Consider the following 19,972-nt stretch of genomic DNA (forward strand, 5'->3'; position numbering starts at 1 on the left):
ACTTATTTACTATATTATTATACTCCACAAAAGTTTACGGGTTGATGTATCTCATATCCTGCATTGCGAAACTCGTTTGCTGTTTCCATTGGATTCGTGGCACTGAAGTTTGTCTCAAATGCGTAGCTTTTCCGCTCAGCAATGGCTTTTAACTTCTCTACTTTGAAAACCTGTTCGTTGACCGCATTCGACAGCACTTCGCTCCCGATTTCTGGATACTTCTTGGCAAACTCGGTAAGGTGCTTGTCCCCATCAAAGACAGTATAATCAGATTCCGTAAGTTTACTAGAGAAAAGACTTTTGCCAGATCCATTTGGTCCTGCAACAATAAAAAGCCTCAAGTTATCCATAGGATCAGGCAAGTTCTCTCAATACACTCTCCTTGGAATTTTCCTGGTTCTGTGAAATGAGGAATTTCTTTCCATTGGGATATTGGTGGATAAAGAAGTTCGGCTGGATGCATAAGCTGTTCCTATATACGAAAGGTTTCTGCATATCTACGGTCATCTGAATAACCTCATTTAAAGCACTCTTCAGACGTAATTCACGCTCCGATTTTGATAACTCAAATATGAGCCGATGTTTTATATTCTTGGCCATAATATCGAACTGATATTTATGCAATATACTACAAATACCGTGAATTAAAGTTTATCAGCAAACTGTTAGGGCCCCAAATGCCATAATTTTTATTACCTCGGCCTGAAATATGTTAAGGAGCGGACCAACAAAAAAGCCTAAACTTTTTCAAGTTAAGGCTTTTTGCGGACCGGACGGGACTCGAACCCGCGACCTCCGCCGTGACAGGGCGGCATTCTAACCAGCTGAACTACCGGTCCGTTTCCGTTACTTTCGTTTCGGGATTGCAAATATAGGATGAATATTCTAATTCACAATATATATTTTAAAATAATTGTAAACCCTTATAATACAGCACCTTCTTTCATCTTCTCTGCATTCTCTGCAAATTGAAGCGCATCAATTAGCTCCTGCACACCACCATCCAACACTCCATTTAAGTTATAAAGCGTTAAACCAATACGATGATCCGTTACCCTTCCCTGAGGATAATTGTATGTCCTTATCTTAGCTGACCTATCTCCGGTAGAAACCATCGTCTTCCGCCTGGCAGCAACATCACCATTCTTTTTCTGCAATTCAATATCGTACAATTTGCTACGCAACATCTCCATCGCAATTATTCTATTGCCCAATTGCGACCTGTCCTGCTGACAAACCACGACAATACCAGATGGTTTATGCGTTAATTGTACTTTAGTCTCCACCTTGTTCACGTTTTGCCCACCTGCACCTCCAGAACGTGAAGTGTGTAGCTCTATATCGGCAGGGTTAATGTAAAGATCAATCTCTTCCGCTTCAGGCAATACGGCCACAGAAGCCGCTGATGTGTGTACACGTCCTTGTGTTTCTGTATCAGGAACTCGTTGTACACGGTGTACACCAGATTCATACTTTAACTGGCCATATACATCTTCGCCATTTACTTTCAAAATTACCTCTTTGTATCCACCGGCAGTTCCTTCTGTAAAGTCTACCGTTTCTACTTTCCAGCCCTTTTGCTCAAAGTAACGACTATACATACGGTATAAGTCTCCTGCAAACAAAGCAGCTTCATCTCCACCTGTTCCACCTCTAATCTCAAAAACAGCATTTTTAGCATCTTCCGGATCCACAGGGATCAACATCAAACGAACTTTTTCTTCGAGTTCTTCCTGTTGTTCCAATAGAAGATCCAGCTCTTCCTTTGCCATCTCACGCATTTCCTGATCCTTCTCTGTAGTCAGAATCTCCTTATTTGCATCGATGTTACTCATCACATTCTTATAGATCTTGTATTCTTCTACAATCTTACCTAAATCCTTATATTCCTTACTCAAAGCGGCAAAACGCTTCATATCCTGCATGGTATCAGGATTACTTATCTGTTCCTCAACATCTTCCCAACGAAGTTTGATTGCTTCTAACTTTTCTAACATATCTTTTTCAGAAACTAATAATAAATGTAATATTTATTCGGGCAGCAAAAATACGGCTTTTGAATTAATCTTTCTCGAAATATTTCAGGCTTAGATCATTGCCATCAAACTCGGCATAGGATGCGTGTTGTAGCCATTCACCAGTATTAACATACTTACTGCCACTACCAAGATCCAATTCCAACGGTAAATGTCTATGCCCGTAAATAAAGTAATCGAAATATTGTTGCTTTAATTGCTGTTTTGAATAAACAGCCAGCCATTCATTGTCAATGCCCATAAAATGCTCATCAGAAGTACTAGTATGCCTGCTATGGCCAGACCACCAATTACCAAACCCTAATCCAATTGTAGGCGGCACGAGTGAAAACAACCATTGGCAAATTGGATTTCTAAAGATCTTTCGTAATACCTTATACTTTGAATCTCCAGGACCAAGGCCATCACCGTGGTGTATATAAAATTTCTTTCCGTTACGTTCAATGATCAGTTCATCACTAACAATTTGGATCCCCATTTCTGCAGTGAAATACTTATTCATCCACATATCATGATTGCCCTTAAACATATAAATTTTTATACCGGCATCAGCCATAGCAGCAAGCTTTCCTTGCAACCGAATAAAGCCTTTAGGGATTACCATTTTATATTCATACCAGAAATCAAATACATCTCCCACAAGAAATAGCTCTCCACAAGTAGGCTCAATTGTATTTAACCATCGTACAATTTTATCCTCACGCAAACGACTTTCCTTATGATTTGGTGATCCAAGGTGAAAGTCTGAAGCGAAGTAAAGGTTCTTAGTCATTGATAAACAAAGATAATTAAAATATCAAACCACCCAACTGTCATAAGTTCTAGAGGTTATGTAGATTATTTATATATAGCAATGATTTACAAACAAAAGTTCGTAAATTCGCACAAAATTTAAATACATGATTTCTACTGATATAGCCATAATAGGCGCCGGACCCGTAGGTTTATTTGCAATATTTGAAGCTGGTTTATTAAAAATGCGCTGTCATTTAATTGATTATTTACCTCAAGTGGGCGGTCAATTATCAGAAATCTATCCCAAAAAACCAATCTATGACATCCCGGGCTACCCTACTGTTTTAGCACAGGAGCTGGTAGAAAACCTAATGGAGCAAGCTAAGCCTTTCCATCCTGGTTTTACATTGGGCGAAAGAATTGAAGGGTTGGAAAAACGCGGCGAAGCTGATTTTGTACTTACCACTAATATGGGGACCACAATAGAGGCTAAGGTTGTTGTTATTGCAGGCGGACTGGGCTGTTTTGAGCCACGTAAACCAGCTGTGGCCGGCTTAGAGCAATTTGAAAACGGCAGAGGTGTAAACTACATGATCCTCGATCCTGAGAAATACCGCGATCAGAAAATGGTAATTGCAGGTGGTGGAGATTCGGCGCTTGACTGGACCATATTTCTTGCAGATATTGTTAGTGAGCTTACCCTGGTTCACCGTAGCGAAAGCTTTAGAGGTGCCCCTGATTCTGTTAACAAGGTAATGGAGCTTGCAGAAAGCGGTAAAATCAACCTTGTTTTAAACAGCAACTTAAATTCTGTTTCTGGAGAAGGCAGACTGGAAACAGTAGAATTGATCCACAACAAAACTATGGAGAAATCAGTTGTTGAGGCAGATCATTTAATTCCCTTATTTGGGTTGAGTCCTAAATTAGGCCCTATAGAACAATGGAACCTAAACATCAGCAAAAGTGCAATTGAAGTAAATACTGATGATTATTCTACCAACATACCCGGCATTTACGCAATTGGAGATATCAATACGTACACCAATAAACTAAAGCTAATTCTTTGTGGCTTTCATGAAGCAGCATTAATGAGCCATAGTGCTTACCAATACATGAATCCGGGTATTAAATATACCATGAAATACACAACTGTAAACGGCGTTTCAGAGTTCTAACAATGGAAGAAAATAACATACTTATACACGTACAGAATCCGGATGGTAGTTTAACAGATCTTGAAGCTCCTGTTGATATGGGCTTAAGCCTGATGGAGTATTTAAAGGCCTGCGAATATGATATCCTTGCCACCTGCGGAGGAATGGCATTATGCGCCACCTGCTGTGTTGATGTATTGGAAGGAGAGGAAAAGTTGAACGAAATGACAGACGATGAGTACGCTATGCTTGATACCCTTCCTGACCTTTTACCAAACAGCAGATTGGCCTGTCAGTTGCAACTCAGCAACAATATGAATGGTTTGGTTGTTAAATTACACGGCACTTAATAGCATGGGCTTCACGCCGAACCTATTAATCTTTAGCTGAACCAATTGTTTTAACAGGGCTGCCGATAGTTTTGAATTCACCATCGCCCTTTAGTATGGCAAGCATCTTGGTAGAATTGGCTAATACTGCTTTAGCGGCGGCCATTTCCTTATCGTATTGGAAAGCTTGAACAACTTTACCCTTTTCGTAATAATAACGGCTAACTATTTGGGTCTCCAAAATTCTTTTAATCTCCGACTTAAAGGTCGTAAGATCAGTTTTCTTAGCCCCAAGCATTTTCTCCTTCAAATCATCCAAATCTACCTTCACTACCGCCAGCTTGTTTTCCTTTTCTGCTTCAGCCCTCAAATCTGACAACAGTTTCTCTGTTTGCGAAGCGTAAGAGTAATCCTTTCCTGCAAGAGAGGTTACAAATTCTGCATAATCTGCATCACTCAAGTGGAAACCAATTGCTGGTGCAATCTCCTTATTCTTTTTCTTATAGGCATTTGCATAATCAAAAAACATATTTTTGGATATAATAGAAGCAGTAATCGGACTTATTTTAGCGCTACTTACAAAAACATCAGGATATACACCATTACCATCATAAACACTCCTGCCGCCACTTGTGTTAAATTTAGACATCACAGAATCGGCAAACTTAATAGTGGCTCCGTTTGCATCCCTGTGTGCATAATCCAGTGCCTGAATACACCTACCAGAAGGCGTAAAGTATTTGGCGACAGTAACCTTTACCAGGCTGTTATAAGGTAGGTTAAAAGTTTGCTGTACAAGTCCTTTTCCGTAACTACGCTGCCCTACAATAATGGCCCTGTCAAGATCTTGCAGTGAACCAGCTACAATTTCAGATGCAGAAGCGGAAGAGCCTCCAACTAAAACTACCAATGGAATTTGAGGCAGCAAAGGCTCATTATATGTTTTATAGGTAATGGTCTTTTGCGGGTTTCTCCCTTTTTGTGTAACAACCAATACATTTTTACTCACAAATAGGTTAACAATTTTTACAGCCTCCTGCAAAATACCTCCCCCGTTATACCTTAAATCAAGAATCAGTCCTTTAAGCTGTTGCTTACTTAGCGCTACCGCAGCATCATTAACCTCTTGGGCAGAGTTCTCCAGAAACTTATCCAATCTGATATATCCAATATTGTCCGCAAGCATTCCTGAATAAGAAACATTTGGCTGTCTAATCTCATCTCTTATCAGCTTCTTTGATAGTACAGCTCCATCACGGATAATCACCAAATCAACCGCAGAACCCTTCGGACCGCGCAATAATTGACTTATTTGCTGCCTGTCTTTCCCTTTAATTCCATTGCCGTTAATTTTAACCAGCTGATCGCCAGGCTTAAGTCCTTGCCTATCGGCTGGATAGCCTTCAGTAACTTCATTAACAAATAGTTTTCCTTCAATAAAAAGGGTTCCTGCGCCTATGCCACCGTATTGCGTGCTTACATATTTAAGCTTATAATCTTCTATCTCAGATTCAGGAATATATTGGGTGTATGGGTCCAGATTAGCCAGCATGGCATCAATACCATTTTTCATCAGTTCGGTAGGATTGGTTTCCTCAACGTAATTGATGTTGATCTCCTTATATAAAGAAGCGAATACGTCTATATTCTTGGAAACCTGAAAAAGATCTTCTTTAAAGGACCAGGTTAAGGTTGCAAAGGCAACAAGACAAAGCGCTGTAATTACTTGGATTTTTTTCATCGTTCACTGATCTGTATTTAGTAAACTTAGAGAAAAATGAACTCAATTGCAATTACTGCCACATAAATGCTACTAAGTTGAAGGAGGTTTAAAGCCTGTTACCGTCAGGATCTGCCAGAGCCTTCTTAATAGTGAACTCTATATATTCACGGTCTCTTTTTACAAGGCCCATGAGTTGGTTTACCAGTGCGTCTTCCTGTCCGGGCGAAAATAAGATATCCGCCTGAGCCAAATCCCTGTATTTTCTAAGAAACTTAATTTTAACCTTAACCCAGGTTTCAGGAGTAAGCGTAAAACTTGCCATAGTATTTGTTTTGCACAAAAGTATAAAATAAGCGTTAAACAAGTAAGCCCATGTCAAAAGATATTTGACAAGAGGTATTTTCTTTTAAAATGGCAGGCATATTTTGCCCATCGTAATGGCAGGCAATGCAGCTCTGCCATCAAAATCTACCCCTGTACCAGATAGCGTTTCATTTGCCAGCACCGCAAAAAGCACCGCTTCCTTTGCATCGGGATTAATTCCAAGTTCTGCTGTGGTTCCAAATTCCATAGGAAACAATGCTTTTTTAAGATGGCTAATAAGGAGTGAATTATGAGCCCCACCCCCACTAACGTAAACTTTCGTCTTGTTTTTCTGCGATACACAACGACAAATAGCTTCGATAATAACCTCAGCGCTGAATCTGTTTAATGTGGCTAAAACGTCTTCCTTGCTAATATTTAGTGTATCCGATCGATCTTGTGCCGCTTCCAGATATACAAGGTTAAACAACTCAGGACCTGTAGTTTTTGGAAAAGCCGTAGCAAAGAAATCCAGATCCATTAAGGCGGCTAGCAATCCGGCATTAATATTTCCTGATGCCGCTAAGTCTCCATGCGCATCAAAAGCCATTGCGACATAGTGCTTTTGTACAAATTGATCCATTATTGTATTTCCAGGACCCACGTCAGTTGAAAATACTTTATCTGCGTCGTTATCTTCTGGTAAGTAGGTAAAATTTGCGATGCCCCCAATGTTTAGCAAAATTCGCTCTTCGTCCTTTTTAGAAAACAAAAGGTAATCGCCATATACTGCCAATGGCGCACCCTCACCCCCTGCTGCGATATGCTTCTGCCTGAAATCACTAATGGTAACAATACCTGTTTTTACGGCAATATGATCCCCATCGCCTATTTGCAAGGTAGCGTTTGGATAATCAGCTAGCTGATGCAGAGATTTAGGCGCATGGAATATGGTCTGGCCGTGACTTGCTATCGCGTCTACATCTTCAGGCTTACCCCCCCACATCTCCAGCGCTGTTAAAACCATTGATCCATGAACAAGCCCAATTTTTTCATTTAATAAGCTAACCATCTGCAAGTCCACCTGCCTTTTAGAGAAAACCGACTTAATCTGGTCCTTAAAGTCAATCTCATATTCCATCGTTTGAAAATGGAGAACCTTCAGTTTTGTTTTTACTCCATGGTCAGTTATAGCACATAATGCGATGTCCAGGCCATCTAAGGATGTCCCAGACATTAATCCTACGATCAGTCTTTCGTGTTTATTTATAGCATTGAAAAGCTTTGTCCAGTTTAAATTCATCATAAAAATTTCATCTATGTTGAAAGCACTTTTAAATGTAAGAAAATTGGAGAAATATGGTATGATATTCTGTATTTTCACAAATAAGCAATAATGTTAAAGATATTTTTCTTAAAAAGAAACAATAACTTTTTAATAATTTGAATAAGTCTTTTTATACGATTATCTTTGCTGCTCCATACACTATAAATAATACAGTAAATGGCAAGACTAAATCTACTGGAAGAAACCAGGTTTGAGAAACTTCCGGTTTCAGTTTTTGATAATCCAAAATCAGCCTCCTTAAGTGTAGCTCAACGAATTGGAAATATCATCAAAGAAAAACAAAAACTAGGCAAATCAGCAGTATTGGGACTTGCAACCGGCGCTACGCCAGTTGCCGTCTATGCAGAACTAGTTAGGATGCACAAAGAAGAGGGATTAAGCTTTAAAAACGTAATCACCTTTAATCTGGACGAATATTATCCTATGGCACCAAATGCTGTTCAGAGCTATGTTTCTTTCATGAATGAAAATCTTTTTGATCACATAGATATAGAAAAATCAAATGTGAACATTCCTGATGGAACATTAAAACTGGAAGATATACCTGTGTTTTGCCTGGCATACGAAAAGAAGATTGGAGAATTGGGTGGGTTGGACATACAGATATTGGGTATTGGGCGAACAGGGCACATTGGTTTTAATGAACCGGGATCTGCCCCCAATTCAGGAACTAGATTAGTAACCCTTGATGACCTGACCAGAAGAGATGCCGCGAGAGATTTTGGCGGAAAATCCTTTGTTCCCACCAAAGCCATCACTATGGGAATAGGAACTATTTTTAAAGCCCGCGAGATTATTTTGATGGCTTGGAATAGAAAAAAAGCTTCTATCATTAAAAAAGCAGTTGAAGGTGAGATTTCAGGCGATGTACCTGCAACCTATTTGCAACTATCTGAGCATGTAGAATTTATTCTAGATCAGGATGCTGCGTCATTATTGACACGTTTTGATACGCCATGGTTGGTTAAAGACTGTATATGGAATGAGGCCCTGACCAGAAAAGCAGTAATATGGCTGGCTAATTTCTTAAATAAACCAGTATTAAAGCTAACTGAGGATGATTATAACAATAATGGAATGGCACAGCTAGCCCTGGACAACGGGCCTGTTTACAACATTAACATCCACATTTTTAACAAACTTCAACACACCATAACCGGGTGGCCTGGTGGTAAGCCACATGCTGATGATTCGCAAAGGCCAGAACGCGCAGAACCTGCAAAGAAAAGGGCGGTAATATTCTCTCCACACCCCGATGATGATGTGATTTCTATGGGTGGTACATTTATACGGCTTGTTGATCAAAAGCACGATGTTCATGTGGCTTATCAAACTTCTGGTAATACTGCAGTTTGGGATGATGATGCACTACGCTTTGTAGAATTTAGTATGGATTTCTCTGATAAAATGGGCATGGAAAGGCCAGATCTAAAAGCGCTATATGCCAACATGCGTACTTTTATGAGCAATAAACTTCCAAACCAGGTAGATACTCCAGAAATTCAAACCGTAAAAGGGCTGGTTAGAAAAGGCGAAGCAATTGCTGGCGCCCGTTTTTGTGGCTTAGAAGATGATCATATTCATTTTATGGCATTGCCTTTTTACGAAAGTGGCAAAAACCAAAAGAACCCGGTTACAAATCTTGATGTTGAACTTACCATTGACTTACTACAAAAAATAAAGCCCCATCAGGTATTCGCTGCAGGCGATTTTGAAGATCCGCATGGAACACATATTGTGTGTTTCAACATCATTATAGAAGCACTTAGGCGACTTGCAAAGACTGAAAGCTGGGTAAATGATTGCTGGGTATGGATGTACAGGGGCGCATGGAAAGAGTTTGAAACGCATGAAATTGAAATGGCTGTGCCTTTAAGTCCACAAGAGGTAGAAAGAAAAAAATTCGCTATATTCAAACACCAGTCGCAAAAAGACAGGGCTGTTTTTCCAGGGGATGATGCCAGAGAGTTTTGGCAAAGGGCAGAAGATAGGAATCGAGAAACAGCACATGCCTATGATGAACTGGGTTTGGCCGAATATGAAGCTATGGAAGCATTTGTTCGGTACAAGTTTTAAGTTATCCATTTAATCTCCTAGCTGTACATGAATGAGCCCCAAATTGCACTAAACACACCTTTAAGGCTACTCTCTCTAGATTTTTTTAGAGGGGCAACTGTAGCTGCTATGATCTTAGTAAATAATCCTGGCGATTGGGGCAACATCTATGCTCCTCTGGAGCATTCCGAATGGAATGGGTGTACGCCTACAGATTTGATTTTCCCTTCATTTCTATTTATCGTTGGCGTGTCCATCGCTTATGCAATGGGAACTAAAAAGCTTGATGTGTCATCACATAGAAAGATACTTTTAAAAGCTTTAAAGCGTGCGTTGATACTGTTTGGCATGGGTTTATTCTTGTCGATGTTTCCCAAATTATTTACAAATCCGATTGAGGCGTTTGAAAACGTAAGAATTCCGGGTGTCCTTCAAAGGATAGCTTTGGTTTTCTTTTTCTGTTCTATCATCTTCGTTAAATCATCTGAGAAAACAATTTTTAAAATCATTATTATTCTTCTAGCAGTTTACTGGGCACTGATGACCTTTGTTCCAGTTCCCGGTGTAGGATATCCCAATCTTGAAAAAGAAACCAATCTTGGTGCTTGGATAGACAAAGGCCTGCTTACAGAAGCTCATCTTTGGAAATCATCAAGAACCTGGGATCCTGAAGGAATTTTAGGTACTATACCTGCTGTTGCAACCGGACTTTTTGGTGTGCTTGTGGGTGTGTATTTAAAAAGAAAAGATATTGATGCAGCAACAAAAACATCCTGGTTGTTTTGTACAGGACTTGCTGCCGTTGCGCTTGGCATGCTGTGGAATCTGCAGTTTCCAATAAACAAAGCCTTATGGACCAGCTCATTTGTACTTTATGCAGGTGGTCTTTCTACCATGATGCTGGCACTATGCTATTGGATAATTGATGTGCAGCAGTACACAAAGTTTACCAAACCTTTTGTGGTATATGGCATTAATGCGATAACGGTTTACTTTTTTTCGGGCCTCATACCCAGAATATTGAATATGATCTCTGTAAAAGCAAAAGATGATTCAGAAATTACCTTAAACTCCTATTTATACTCGGGCTTTAAAAACAATTTTTCACCGATAAATGCTTCAGTTGCCTGGGCAATAACGTTTGTTCTTTGCTGGCTGGTTATTTTATGGGTGATGTACAATAAGAAAATATTTATAAAGGTTTAACCTTATCTGAGTATTCCAACGGGACCACTAGGCTCACCTTCGTTTTTCAGTCTATCAAGCGCTGTAACTAGGTAGTTATATCTTCTTCCAGGCTCTGCATTGGTATCAATGAAAGAGTTGTATTCTTCATAACTTATCTTAAGAATGTTTTTAGGATTTAAAATGCTGATTTCATCACCTTCTTCAAATCGATAGATTACATATCCTGAAGCAGTTTCTCCATCTTTCGCTTTGAAAGGTCTAAGCCACCTGAGGTGAACGCCATCATTCAAAGCTTCAACTGATAACTGTTGGGGGGCGTTTGGCATGACATCATCCAGCCACGGCATTTGTGGAGGGAGAGCAGGGTAATGATACAAATCATTCTTTAATGAATCGCCAACTGCCCTGGCTACATTCGTAAAAGATTTTGAACTGAAAAACACACTTCCCTGCACACGCGTATTCTTTCTAATGTACCTTATTTGCTCTGGAATTTGATTTGGAATACTCCATGCTGCCTCAGAACGTTGGTTTACTAAATAGGCTGCCTGACCAATGTATAGATGTCTCCCAAAGGTATTGTTACTCCACCAGTCTACCAGGGTAGCGAAAGGCGCAACCTTTCTTGTAAAGCTAAAATAGATTTGAGGATTGATATAGTCTACCCATCCTTCCTGCACCCACTTTCTTGAATCTGCAAAAAGCTCGGCATAATTGGATAGTCCTGCAGTTGCAGACCCTAAACTATCTTCTGAACTGTTGCGCCATATCCCAAAGGGACTTACCCCAAATTTCACATAATGCTTATAAAAATGAATGCTATCATCTAATTGTTTAATAAGAATATTTACATTATTCCTTCGCCAATCTCCAATATCAGTAAATCCTTCGCCGTATTTGGCAAAAGTTGTCGCATCATTAATATGCTGTCCTTCTACTTTATACGGATAAAAATAGTCGTCGAAGTGAATACCGTCTACATCATAGCCTTTAACAACATCGAGAATAACTTGTACTATATATTCGCGGACTTCCGGGATACCGGGATCAAATTGCTTTTTACCAGCATAGGTAAAGAATAGGTCTGGCCGTTTCTTTGTCATGTGCGTTTCGTGCGTTATAGCACCCGGACTCATTGTTGCGCGATAGGGATTAAACCAGGCATGCAATTCCATTCCTCTAAAGTGGGCTTCTTTGATCGCAAATTCTAAAGGATCGTATCCGGGAGCAGGGGCTAGTCCCTGCTTTCCCATTAGCCACTGACTCCATGGCTCCCTAGACTTGGAATAAAAAGCATCGGCCGCAGGCCTCACTTGTAACATTATGGCATTCATACCATTTGCTTTATGCCTTTCTAAAAGACCAATTAATTCTTGTTTTTGGGCGTCAACGCTGAGGCCTGGTTTTGAAGGCCAATCAATATTGGATACCGTAGCTACCCAAACGCCTCTAAATTCTCTTTTTGGAGCAATTTTTGACGTGTTTTGCGAAAACAGACTTAAAGGTAATACCAGAATTAAGAAAAGCCCGCAGATGCTGTTTTTAAGCATTTTTTAATGTTGTGTGTTATAGAAAATTAAGTTTCAGTTGTGTTGCCTTCTGTACATTACTACAGTCGACTTAAGCAAGTAAACGATTTTTTTTAAAGTCTCATATAAAAAATGTGTTTTTTTTACCTTTTAACTATTTTTTATTTATGTTCGCCTCCCAACTAATCTGATAAACTCTATAATGGCCGAAAAAAACGATTTAGTAAATAAAGGAGACCGCAACAAGATTTATTTTCTTGTGATTGTAATCGCCACTTTACTAGGCACCAATGCTTACCTTTTTTTTAAAGATAAACATGAAAGCCAACGTTTTGTAAACGTTAATATTGAGACAGACCGCCTAAAACTGGAGGTAGAAAAGATTGAAGCCGAGCTTGATAAAGTAAACACCATCAATGTAACCCTAAGTGATAAACTGATTACAGAACAAAGACTTGCAAGAGAAAAGATTGCCGGATTGAAGTTGGCTCTTGAAAAAGGGACATTAACAGAAAAGGATTTATCTGATGCCCAAAAGCAGATATCAGAATTACGAGAGTTTTTACAACACTATAATGAAGATCTTCTTCGCCTTAGGAAAGAAAACTCTCATCTTAAAACAGAAATGGACAGCCTCGAATCTTTTGCGCTAACCGCAAAACAGGAAGCAGATGCCTTAGCGAGAAGAAATGAAGAATTAAGCGCAAAAGTTAAGACTGGAGCTGCACTTAAAGCCTCCAATGTCTTCTTAACAGCTTATAAAGTGAAAATCAGTGGCAAAAGCATTGAAGTAAGCAGGGCAAGCACAGCTAAAAAGCTGACCGTAACCTTTGAGATTGTGCCTAATCAGCTCGCTTTTAAAGATTATCATAAAATATATCTAAGGATATTCAATCCATCTGGAAATTTGATTGCAGATGAAAATAACATTTTTGAGGCCGACGGACAAGAAATGCAGTTTACAAGTTCAACATCTATTTCTTTCAACGATGACAATACCTCCTACAAAATGGACTGGGTTAATCCTAACGAATTTGTAAAGGGAACATATGCTGTAATCCTCTATGCAGATGGGTATACTATGGGAAGAGCCTCTATTGAGCTAAGATAAAGGGAAAGTCAAATAAAAGGTTGTACCCACGTTTGCAGCAGATTTGAATACCACTGTACCTCCTGCATTTTCAACAGCTTGTTTAACAAATGCCAGTCCTAGTCCGGTACCAGAGGATTTAGTAGTGAAATTGGGTACAAATATTTTCTCCTGAAGTGAAACATCAATACCCTTTCCATTATCTTCTACTTCAACATAAACCCACTGTTCATCATTCCTGATCATTATCTTAATAAGACATTTCTGGCTATCAGCAGAAGCTTCAATGGCATTCTTTAATAAGTTATTGAATGTTCTAAGTAATTGATCCTTATCGCCTAATATGGTAATATCTATATTAGCATGGTTCAAGATATAAATCTCCACCGAATCGCTGTTTGTAAAAACATTTCTTGCCTGATTTATAATAGGAAGAATGAGTAGTTTTTCCAATTTGGTATCTGGCATCTTGGCGAAGTTAGAAAATTCTGATGCTATAGTAGAAAGGCTGTCTATCTGTTCAATGAATGACTTACTAAATCTCTCAAATTTGGATTCAAAATTAGGGTCTTTTTCTTTCCAGGATTTCTCAAGAAGCTGAACCCCCAATTTAAGTGGGGTTAACGGGTTCTTGATTTCGTGAGCCACCTGTTTAGCCATCTCACGCCATGCGCTCTCTCGCTCAGATTTTGCCAGCCGTATAGCGCTTTCTTCCAGGGCAGCTATAATTTTGTTATACTCCCGTATTAATGAGCCAATCTCATCGTGACGAGCCCAGAGAATCGGCTGATTCTTCTGTCCAAGCTTGGTTTTCTTAATACTCTCCTGAATGAATGTAAGTGGACTGGTAATTTGATTTGCAAGAAATACAGCCAATATGCCAATGCCAACAAATACAAGGGCATAGATATTAATCAGTGTATTGATAAAAATACCAATCTTAGTTCTGTAATCTGCTTCGTTAGCATAGTAAGGTACACTGATATAAGCGATAGTCTGATTTTGAGCATTGCGTATGGGTGCATATGCTGCGGAATAAGTAAAAGTACCGATGCGCTCCATAGAATTGATATAGTCTGATTTTTGTAGCTTGCTCAAATTAATAAATGCCACTGCCCCCATCCTCCTGTTGATGATACCTAAATCAAATATCTTCGGAATAGAGGTATAAACTAATGCCCCTCTAATATCAAATAAATTTAAATACGCAGCATTAATGTCTGCAAATTGGTTAAAATCATTTATCGACTTGTCAGTTACAGTTGGAATACCATTAACCGCAACTTGCTTTTCGTAGGATTGTTGAACTTTTCGCACCTTATCCTTTATAAAATCAGCCTGCTGAACCCGGTACTCCTTACTAATGTAGAAGTAAGTGGCCCATCCTACGATTAACAAAGTAGCCACAACAGACAAGATAATCGAAAACTGAATCCTGGTTTTATACAAGATCTTATTTGCATTAATCATTAACGACCGATTAATGTTAAACCAACCGCCCCAACTCTCATCTATGTTCTTCAACAGCCAGATTAGCACATAAAGCACTGCGGAAAATATGATGAATACCAGAAAGAAGAATGAAAGTGTAGCCAGTAACATAATACTACTTACCCTTTCCTTGCTAATTACCACAACTTTTGACCTCACAGGCGAGTAAACCAGATGAGAATAGTTAGAGGTATCATTAGAAAAATAAATTTTTAAGGGTCTTTTTGTAAACTCTGTTCCTGACACCTTATATGTAAATTTACCCGACTGGTTTTCTAGTTTATCATCTTTATAAAAGGCTATAGAATAGTTATTATAATCTTTATCATTCTTGATCAGTTTGTCTACCAAGATTTCTGGCAGCTGTCCTAAGTAGTTGTAAGGTTGCGACTTTAGTTCAATCACCAGCGTACCTAATAACCTATTGTTTTTATAAATAGGAATAATACCGAAATAATTTTGATACCCAAATGTGTCATTTACCCGGTAAAAGAAATTGGATTCAGATAGTTTTATAGACCCTGACTGTACTAAGCCCTTGAAATAACTAAATGGAAGTGTTTCCTGTACAGCTATAGTAGCGTCTAAACTATTGTAAACAAAAAAATTATATTCAAAACGAGGAAGGTAATCGTCAAGATATTGCTTGGCAATATTCTTTCTTAGTTCCATAATACTATTTAATCCCGGCTGCCTAAAATAATTAAGAACAAAGTTATTAGATAAGATCCCCTTTTCCAGATTTTCAATTGTGCTAACCACTGCAATATCATCAGGCGCAACTAATTTTTGTGCAAGAGCGATTCTGTTATCCTTTTCCTTATCGTCTATAAATTCCTGGTACTTAAGTGAAGATATAGATGCCAAACAAAAAAACAGTGCAGCAAATACGCTGACAGAAAACCCATTCCCTCTTACGTAAAAATTCCACCCGATAATGAAAATAAAAAGGGCATAAAGGACAAAGAACAAGCTTAATCCTGCCTGAAGGCTGAATAAGAAATAAGCGAAAAAAGCTGCGAAGAAAAGCAAGAACCGTTCCCTGTTGGTAACATTCAACTGCAATGTTACCTGCATAAATACGCTTGCAATGATATAAATATTAAACCAAACCAGACAAAGAATAATAATACTGATCCAGCTGATCCAACCAAGGTTAATAATATTTGTAATGTCGAAATCTATTTTAGAATTTTCTATTAAACCCAGAAAAACCTTATTAAATAAAAATGCAAGAATACCGAACAAGATTAATAGAAAAAACTGAAACGCAAGGCCACTTATTTTACTTCTTGAAAGCCAGGTCGGTATTTTATACTTATCGCTGTATGTGTAAATAAAAAGAACTACCCATGAAAGCGCAATTACATTGAGCAGGAAGTCGCCGAGGGATGGCAAAAAGAAGCTTTCGGCATATATACTTGGGTTAAAAATTGAAAGTTCAAACTGTCTGTTAAACCATCCATATTCCAGATCCGTTATTCGTACAGTCAAAAAGAATAGTGCAATTAGTATTGTTCCTGAAATAAGATTTCCCCGCTTAGCTAGCCATGAACAGAATGAATTAAAAAAAAGACAAAAGCTAAAAAGGCCAATGGTCCAAAGCCAGATTTCTATACTTGCATAGATACTTTTTGAGTAACCCTGTTTCAGCTTTACTTCGAATAATAGTTTCCCATTAAAATTTGAGATTGGATATACATCGTAATCTGAAAAAGAGGCACGGGCAAGTGAATTCTTATCAGAAAGATTGCTTGAAATCTCGTTTTCGAGATACTTATTCTGTATGCTATATTGACTTTCTACCTGTATAAGAAAGATTACCGTTACCTCATCGAGAGATTTCTTAACCACTTCATACCACCCGTTGGTAAATTGCAGAAAAGAAGAGCCTTCTCTTATTAATTCAGGATTGGATGGAATTGCTTTAATAGAGCTCCAGAATTTCAGCTCATCTCCATCATAGGTAAGCAGATTTATGTCTTGATCCCTATATATTGAAATGAAACTCCTTCCGAGTTCATCATCCTTATAAAAACGTTTGATTTTTGCCAATTCATTTTTATCAGATAAGAACCCATTGACGATCAGCTCCTTTTTAATTAAACTTTGCTGCAGTTGAGCACCTTCGTGATAAAGGAGTTCCTTTTTTGTTATAGAATGTCTTAAAGATATAGCTGTGATGATACAGCAGGCACCTAATATCAACAACAGAAATCTTATTTTACCTCCTATACTCACATCAATAATTTAAGATACTAGTGCATTATGCTATTGTTGCTGAAGATGTTGTTAGTGTTCTGTTGACCTTTTTAACTAATCCTTGAAGCACATTACCTGGGCCTACTTCAACAAATTCTGTAGCTCCATCAGCAATCATTTGCTCAACATCTTGCGTCCAGCGTACAGCGCCTGTAAGTTGCTTTATCAAGTTCTCCTTAATCTTTTCAGGATCTGTATTGGATTGAGGAAATACATTTTGATATATTGGGCAAATGGGAGACAGTACCGTTACCTTATCAATAGCTTCATTTAACTCCAATCTGGCAGGTTCCATAAGAGGCGAGTGGAATGCGCCGCCAACATTTAATTTTAGTGCGCGCTTTGCCCCTGCTGCAATTAATTGTTCGCATGCAAGATCTATTCCCGAGATGCTTCCAGAAATCACGACCTGACCAGGGCAATTGTAGTTTGCTGCAACAACCACATCTTCGATCTGACTACAAACATCTTCAACAACTTCATCTGCCAGGCCAAGAATGGCTGCCATTGTGGAGGGCTGAAGCTCACAAGCCTTTTGCATTGCATTTGCCCGGGTAATTACCAGACGTAAGCCATCCTCAAAAGATAAGGCCGAGGCAGCTACCAGTGCAGAAAATTCACCAAGAGAATGACCAGCAACCATATCTGGCATAAAATCATCGCCAAGCGTTTTAGCTAAAATAACAGAATGAAGAAATATAGCAGGCTGGGTAACCTTTGTTTGTTTAAGTTCCTCTTCGCTTCCGCCAAACATAATATCACTTATGCGGAAGCCTATAATTTCATTCGCTATTTCAAAAAGGTCTTTTGCTATCGGATTCTCGTATAGGTCTTTTCCCATACCAGAAAATTGAGCCCCTTGTCCGGGAAAAATATATGCTTTCATTCGTTTCTCGCTATTTTACTTAAATGATAATTGTATTGTACAGCGCTATTAATAAATGTTGATTACTAATGGAGGTTTGCTGTGATTAACCTTAAAAATTCTGCTCTTGTTCTGTCTTTAGCAAATTCTCCTGTAAAAGCAGAAGTTGTTGTTACAGAGTTTTGCTTCTGTATACCCCGCATCGCCATGCACAAATGCTTACATTCTATTACAACAGCCACACCTGAAGGCTGCAATGTATCCTGTATACAGTCTCTAATTTCATTAGTTAACCGCTCTTGTACTTGCAAACGACGAGAGAAAGCATCTACAATACGTGGTATCTTGCTCAAACCTACGATATGTCCATTTGGAATATAAGCAATGTGCGCTTTACCAAAAAAAGGCAACATGTGATGCTCACACATAGAAAAAACCTCAATATCCTTTACCACAACCATTTGGCTGTAATCCTCTTTAAACATTGCGCTCCTGAGAATTTCAGCAGGATTGAGATCGTAACCGTGTGTTAAGTATTGGAGTGCCTTTGCAACCCGTTCTGGTGTTTTTAGCAATCCTTCCCGTTCAGGGTTTTCGCCCAATTGTACTAATATATCTTTATAATGATCGGCTACAGCTTCAACTTTAACCTCATTGTAGCGTTCTATCTTGAGGTAACCGTTCTCTTCGTCATCAAAATTTTCTGTATGGTCCATATGTATAAAGATTAGCCGAAATATTCAACAAAATTGTTTTCCGTCTCGTATATTTTAATACAATGTAACTGAGCACCTGATTCGCCAATTAAGGTGTAAAGCTGCTCCCATATGGCGATAGCGAGGTTCTCTGTTGACGCCAGTTTACCTTGCATAAAATCTACATCAAGATTTAAATTTCTATGGTCAATCTTATCTACAACGTAAGTATTGGTAATGTCCTTTAACCACTTTAAATCAACCAGGAAGCCAGTTTCAGGATTTACTTCACCTTTTACCGTTACATAGAGTTGATAATTGTGCCCATGCCAGTTGGGGTTTGCACATTTACCATATACCGCCGTATTTTCTTCTTCCGTCCAGTCTGGTCTTGATAATTTGTGTGCAGCGTTAAATGATGCCTTTCTAGTTATATATATCATTGCAGGTTATAATATTGGCAAACTTAGATAAAAGTTTGCTAAATTCATTCCCTAAAGGTAACCCCTCAATGAAAATCCTCTTAGTTGCTGCAACAATGCCCGAATTATCACCATTAGCAGACCATTTCAATTTGCCTAAGGGAGCGTTTCTACAATCAGATGGATTTGATGTCTTAATCACTGGTGTTGGAATGACCGCTACTGCATTTAGCCTTGGGCGATATTTAAATTCTAAATACGATCTTGTACTAAACTTGGGAATAGCCGGTAGTTTTGATAAAAGCATACCTTTGGGTAGTGTTGTAAACGTGGTTAGTGATGTTTTTTCAGAACTCGGCGCAGAAGATGGTGCAGATTTTATTTCAATCGACCAACTTGGTTTGGGTAGAAGTATTTATAAGTCAAATTTTAATTCTACCCTCCCAGTAATAAATGACTTACAGAAATGCAGCGGAATTACAGTAAACAGGGTACATGGAAATGAGCTCACAATTGAACAAGTCATTTCGAGCAGAAGCCCCATAACAGAAAGCATGGAAGGTGCTGCAGTGCTCTATTGCTGCGAAAAAGTAGCACTTCCCTGTCTTCAAATTAGGTCTATATCTAATTATGTTGAAAGACGAAACAGAGAGAGTTGGGAAATTGGATTAGCAATTAAAAATTTGAATGACTGGGCTATTGACTTTTTGACAAATACTTAACCGGCAACTTTCATATTGTGTTTAC

17 protein-coding genes and 1 tRNA gene are annotated in these 19,972 nt (G+C 38.7%); 6 read left to right on the top strand and 12 right to left on the bottom strand.

All coding sequences use genetic code 11. The annotated features are described in order from the left end of the window. Window positions 1-17 precede the first annotated feature (17 nt). The 4 genes from ACVWYN_RS01010 to ACVWYN_RS01025 all read right to left on the bottom strand — a co-directional run bounded on the left by ACVWYN_RS01010 (window position 18) and on the right by ACVWYN_RS01025 (window position 2,808). The gene (locus ACVWYN_RS01010) at window positions 18-350 is read right to left on the bottom strand and encodes a hypothetical protein (RefSeq protein ID WP_457286957.1); all 333 of its coding nucleotides are present in this window, start codon (window positions 348-350) and stop codon (window positions 18-20) included. Between the two features lie 415 nt (window positions 351-765). Continuing rightward, window positions 766-839, bottom strand: a tRNA-Asp gene (locus tag ACVWYN_RS01015). Window positions 840-923: 84 nt separating this feature from the next. Further along, window positions 924-1,997 (bottom strand): peptide chain release factor 1, encoded by a 1,074-nt coding sequence (gene prfA, locus ACVWYN_RS01020; protein WP_457286958.1) that lies wholly within the window; start codon window positions 1,995-1,997, stop codon window positions 924-926. Between the two features lie 64 nt (window positions 1,998-2,061). After that, complete coding sequence (locus tag ACVWYN_RS01025) at window positions 2,062-2,808, bottom strand: UDP-2,3-diacylglucosamine diphosphatase (RefSeq protein WP_457286959.1); 747 nt, start codon at window positions 2,806-2,808, stop codon at window positions 2,062-2,064. Window positions 2,809-2,935: 127 nt separating this feature from the next. On the opposite strand from ACVWYN_RS01025, the gene ACVWYN_RS01030 reads away from it, so the two are divergent. After that, entirely contained in the window at window positions 2,936-3,946 is a 1,011-nt protein-coding gene (locus ACVWYN_RS01030) for an NAD(P)/FAD-dependent oxidoreductase (RefSeq protein ID WP_457286960.1), read from the top strand. Window positions 3,947-3,948: 2 nt separating this feature from the next. Continuing rightward, window positions 3,949-4,275, top strand: a complete 327-nt coding sequence (locus tag ACVWYN_RS01035; RefSeq protein WP_457286961.1) for a 2Fe-2S iron-sulfur cluster-binding protein — start codon at window positions 3,949-3,951, stop codon at window positions 4,273-4,275. Between the two features lie 25 nt (window positions 4,276-4,300). Here the strand turns inward: ACVWYN_RS01035 and ACVWYN_RS01040 are convergent, their stop codons facing one another. From ACVWYN_RS01040 to ACVWYN_RS01050, 3 genes are all read right to left on the bottom strand, one after another. Continuing rightward, complete coding sequence (locus ACVWYN_RS01040; protein ID WP_457286962.1) at window positions 4,301-5,995, bottom strand: S41 family peptidase; 1,695 nt, start codon at window positions 5,993-5,995, stop codon at window positions 4,301-4,303. An 88-nt stretch (window positions 5,996-6,083) separates the two neighbouring features. Beyond that, window positions 6,084-6,299 (bottom strand): hypothetical protein, encoded by a 216-nt coding sequence (locus tag ACVWYN_RS01045; RefSeq protein ID WP_457286963.1) that lies wholly within the window; start codon window positions 6,297-6,299, stop codon window positions 6,084-6,086. 84 nt (window positions 6,300-6,383) lie between these two features. Continuing rightward, window positions 6,384-7,586: an anhydro-N-acetylmuramic acid kinase gene (locus ACVWYN_RS01050; RefSeq protein WP_457286964.1), complete on the bottom strand. Its 1,203-nt coding sequence runs from the start codon at window positions 7,584-7,586 to the stop codon at window positions 6,384-6,386. A 198-nt stretch (window positions 7,587-7,784) separates the two neighbouring features. On the opposite strand from ACVWYN_RS01050, the gene nagB reads away from it, so the two are divergent. Together nagB and ACVWYN_RS01060 are read left to right on the top strand one after the other, a co-directional pair. Next, window positions 7,785-9,704, top strand: coding sequence for a glucosamine-6-phosphate deaminase (gene nagB / locus ACVWYN_RS01055; protein WP_457286965.1), 1,920 nt, complete (start codon window positions 7,785-7,787; stop codon window positions 9,702-9,704). Between the two features lie 27 nt (window positions 9,705-9,731). Next, on the top strand, window positions 9,732-10,889 hold the full coding sequence (locus tag ACVWYN_RS01060; RefSeq protein WP_457286966.1) for an acyltransferase family protein: 1,158 nt from the start codon (window positions 9,732-9,734) through the stop codon (window positions 10,887-10,889). A gap of 2 nt (window positions 10,890-10,891) precedes the next feature. Here ACVWYN_RS01060 and ACVWYN_RS01065 read toward each other — a convergent pair whose 3' ends face one another. Next, on the bottom strand, window positions 10,892-12,421 hold the full coding sequence (locus tag ACVWYN_RS01065) for a glycoside hydrolase family 10 protein (protein ID WP_457286967.1): 1,530 nt from the start codon (window positions 12,419-12,421) through the stop codon (window positions 10,892-10,894). Between the two features lie 181 nt (window positions 12,422-12,602). On the opposite strand from ACVWYN_RS01065, the gene ACVWYN_RS01070 reads away from it, so the two are divergent. Further along, window positions 12,603-13,511, top strand: a complete 909-nt coding sequence (locus tag ACVWYN_RS01070; protein ID WP_457286968.1) for a hypothetical protein — start codon at window positions 12,603-12,605, stop codon at window positions 13,509-13,511. On the opposite strand, the gene ACVWYN_RS01075 is transcribed toward ACVWYN_RS01070, so the two are convergent. The 4 genes from ACVWYN_RS01075 to ACVWYN_RS01090 form a co-directional block, all read right to left on the bottom strand. Continuing rightward, the gene (locus ACVWYN_RS01075) at window positions 13,503-17,222 is read right to left on the bottom strand and encodes an ATP-binding protein (protein WP_457286969.1); all 3,720 of its coding nucleotides are present in this window, start codon (window positions 17,220-17,222) and stop codon (window positions 13,503-13,505) included. The two genes, ACVWYN_RS01070 and ACVWYN_RS01075, sit on opposite strands and share 9 nt — an antisense overlap. 25 nt (window positions 17,223-17,247) lie before the next feature. Beyond that, window positions 17,248-18,129, bottom strand: a complete 882-nt coding sequence (gene fabD, locus ACVWYN_RS01080; protein WP_457286970.1) for an ACP S-malonyltransferase — start codon at window positions 18,127-18,129, stop codon at window positions 17,248-17,250. 65 nt (window positions 18,130-18,194) lie between these two features. After that, window positions 18,195-18,824 carry a GTP cyclohydrolase I FolE gene (gene folE / locus ACVWYN_RS01085; protein WP_457286971.1) on the bottom strand — a complete coding sequence of 210 codons (630 nt, stop codon included), beginning with the start codon at window positions 18,822-18,824 and terminating at the stop codon, window positions 18,195-18,197. An 11-nt stretch (window positions 18,825-18,835) separates the two neighbouring features. Further along, window positions 18,836-19,246 (bottom strand): 6-pyruvoyl trahydropterin synthase family protein, encoded by a 411-nt coding sequence (locus tag ACVWYN_RS01090; protein ID WP_457286972.1) that lies wholly within the window; start codon window positions 19,244-19,246, stop codon window positions 18,836-18,838. Between the two features lie 68 nt (window positions 19,247-19,314). Here ACVWYN_RS01090 and mqnB point away from each other — a divergent pair, with 68 nt between their 5' ends. After that, window positions 19,315-19,947, top strand: coding sequence for a futalosine hydrolase (gene mqnB / locus ACVWYN_RS01095; protein WP_457286973.1), 633 nt, complete (start codon window positions 19,315-19,317; stop codon window positions 19,945-19,947). Window positions 19,948-19,972: the final 25 nt, after the last annotated feature.

The organism is Pedobacter sp. UYP24, from assembly GCF_054057295.1.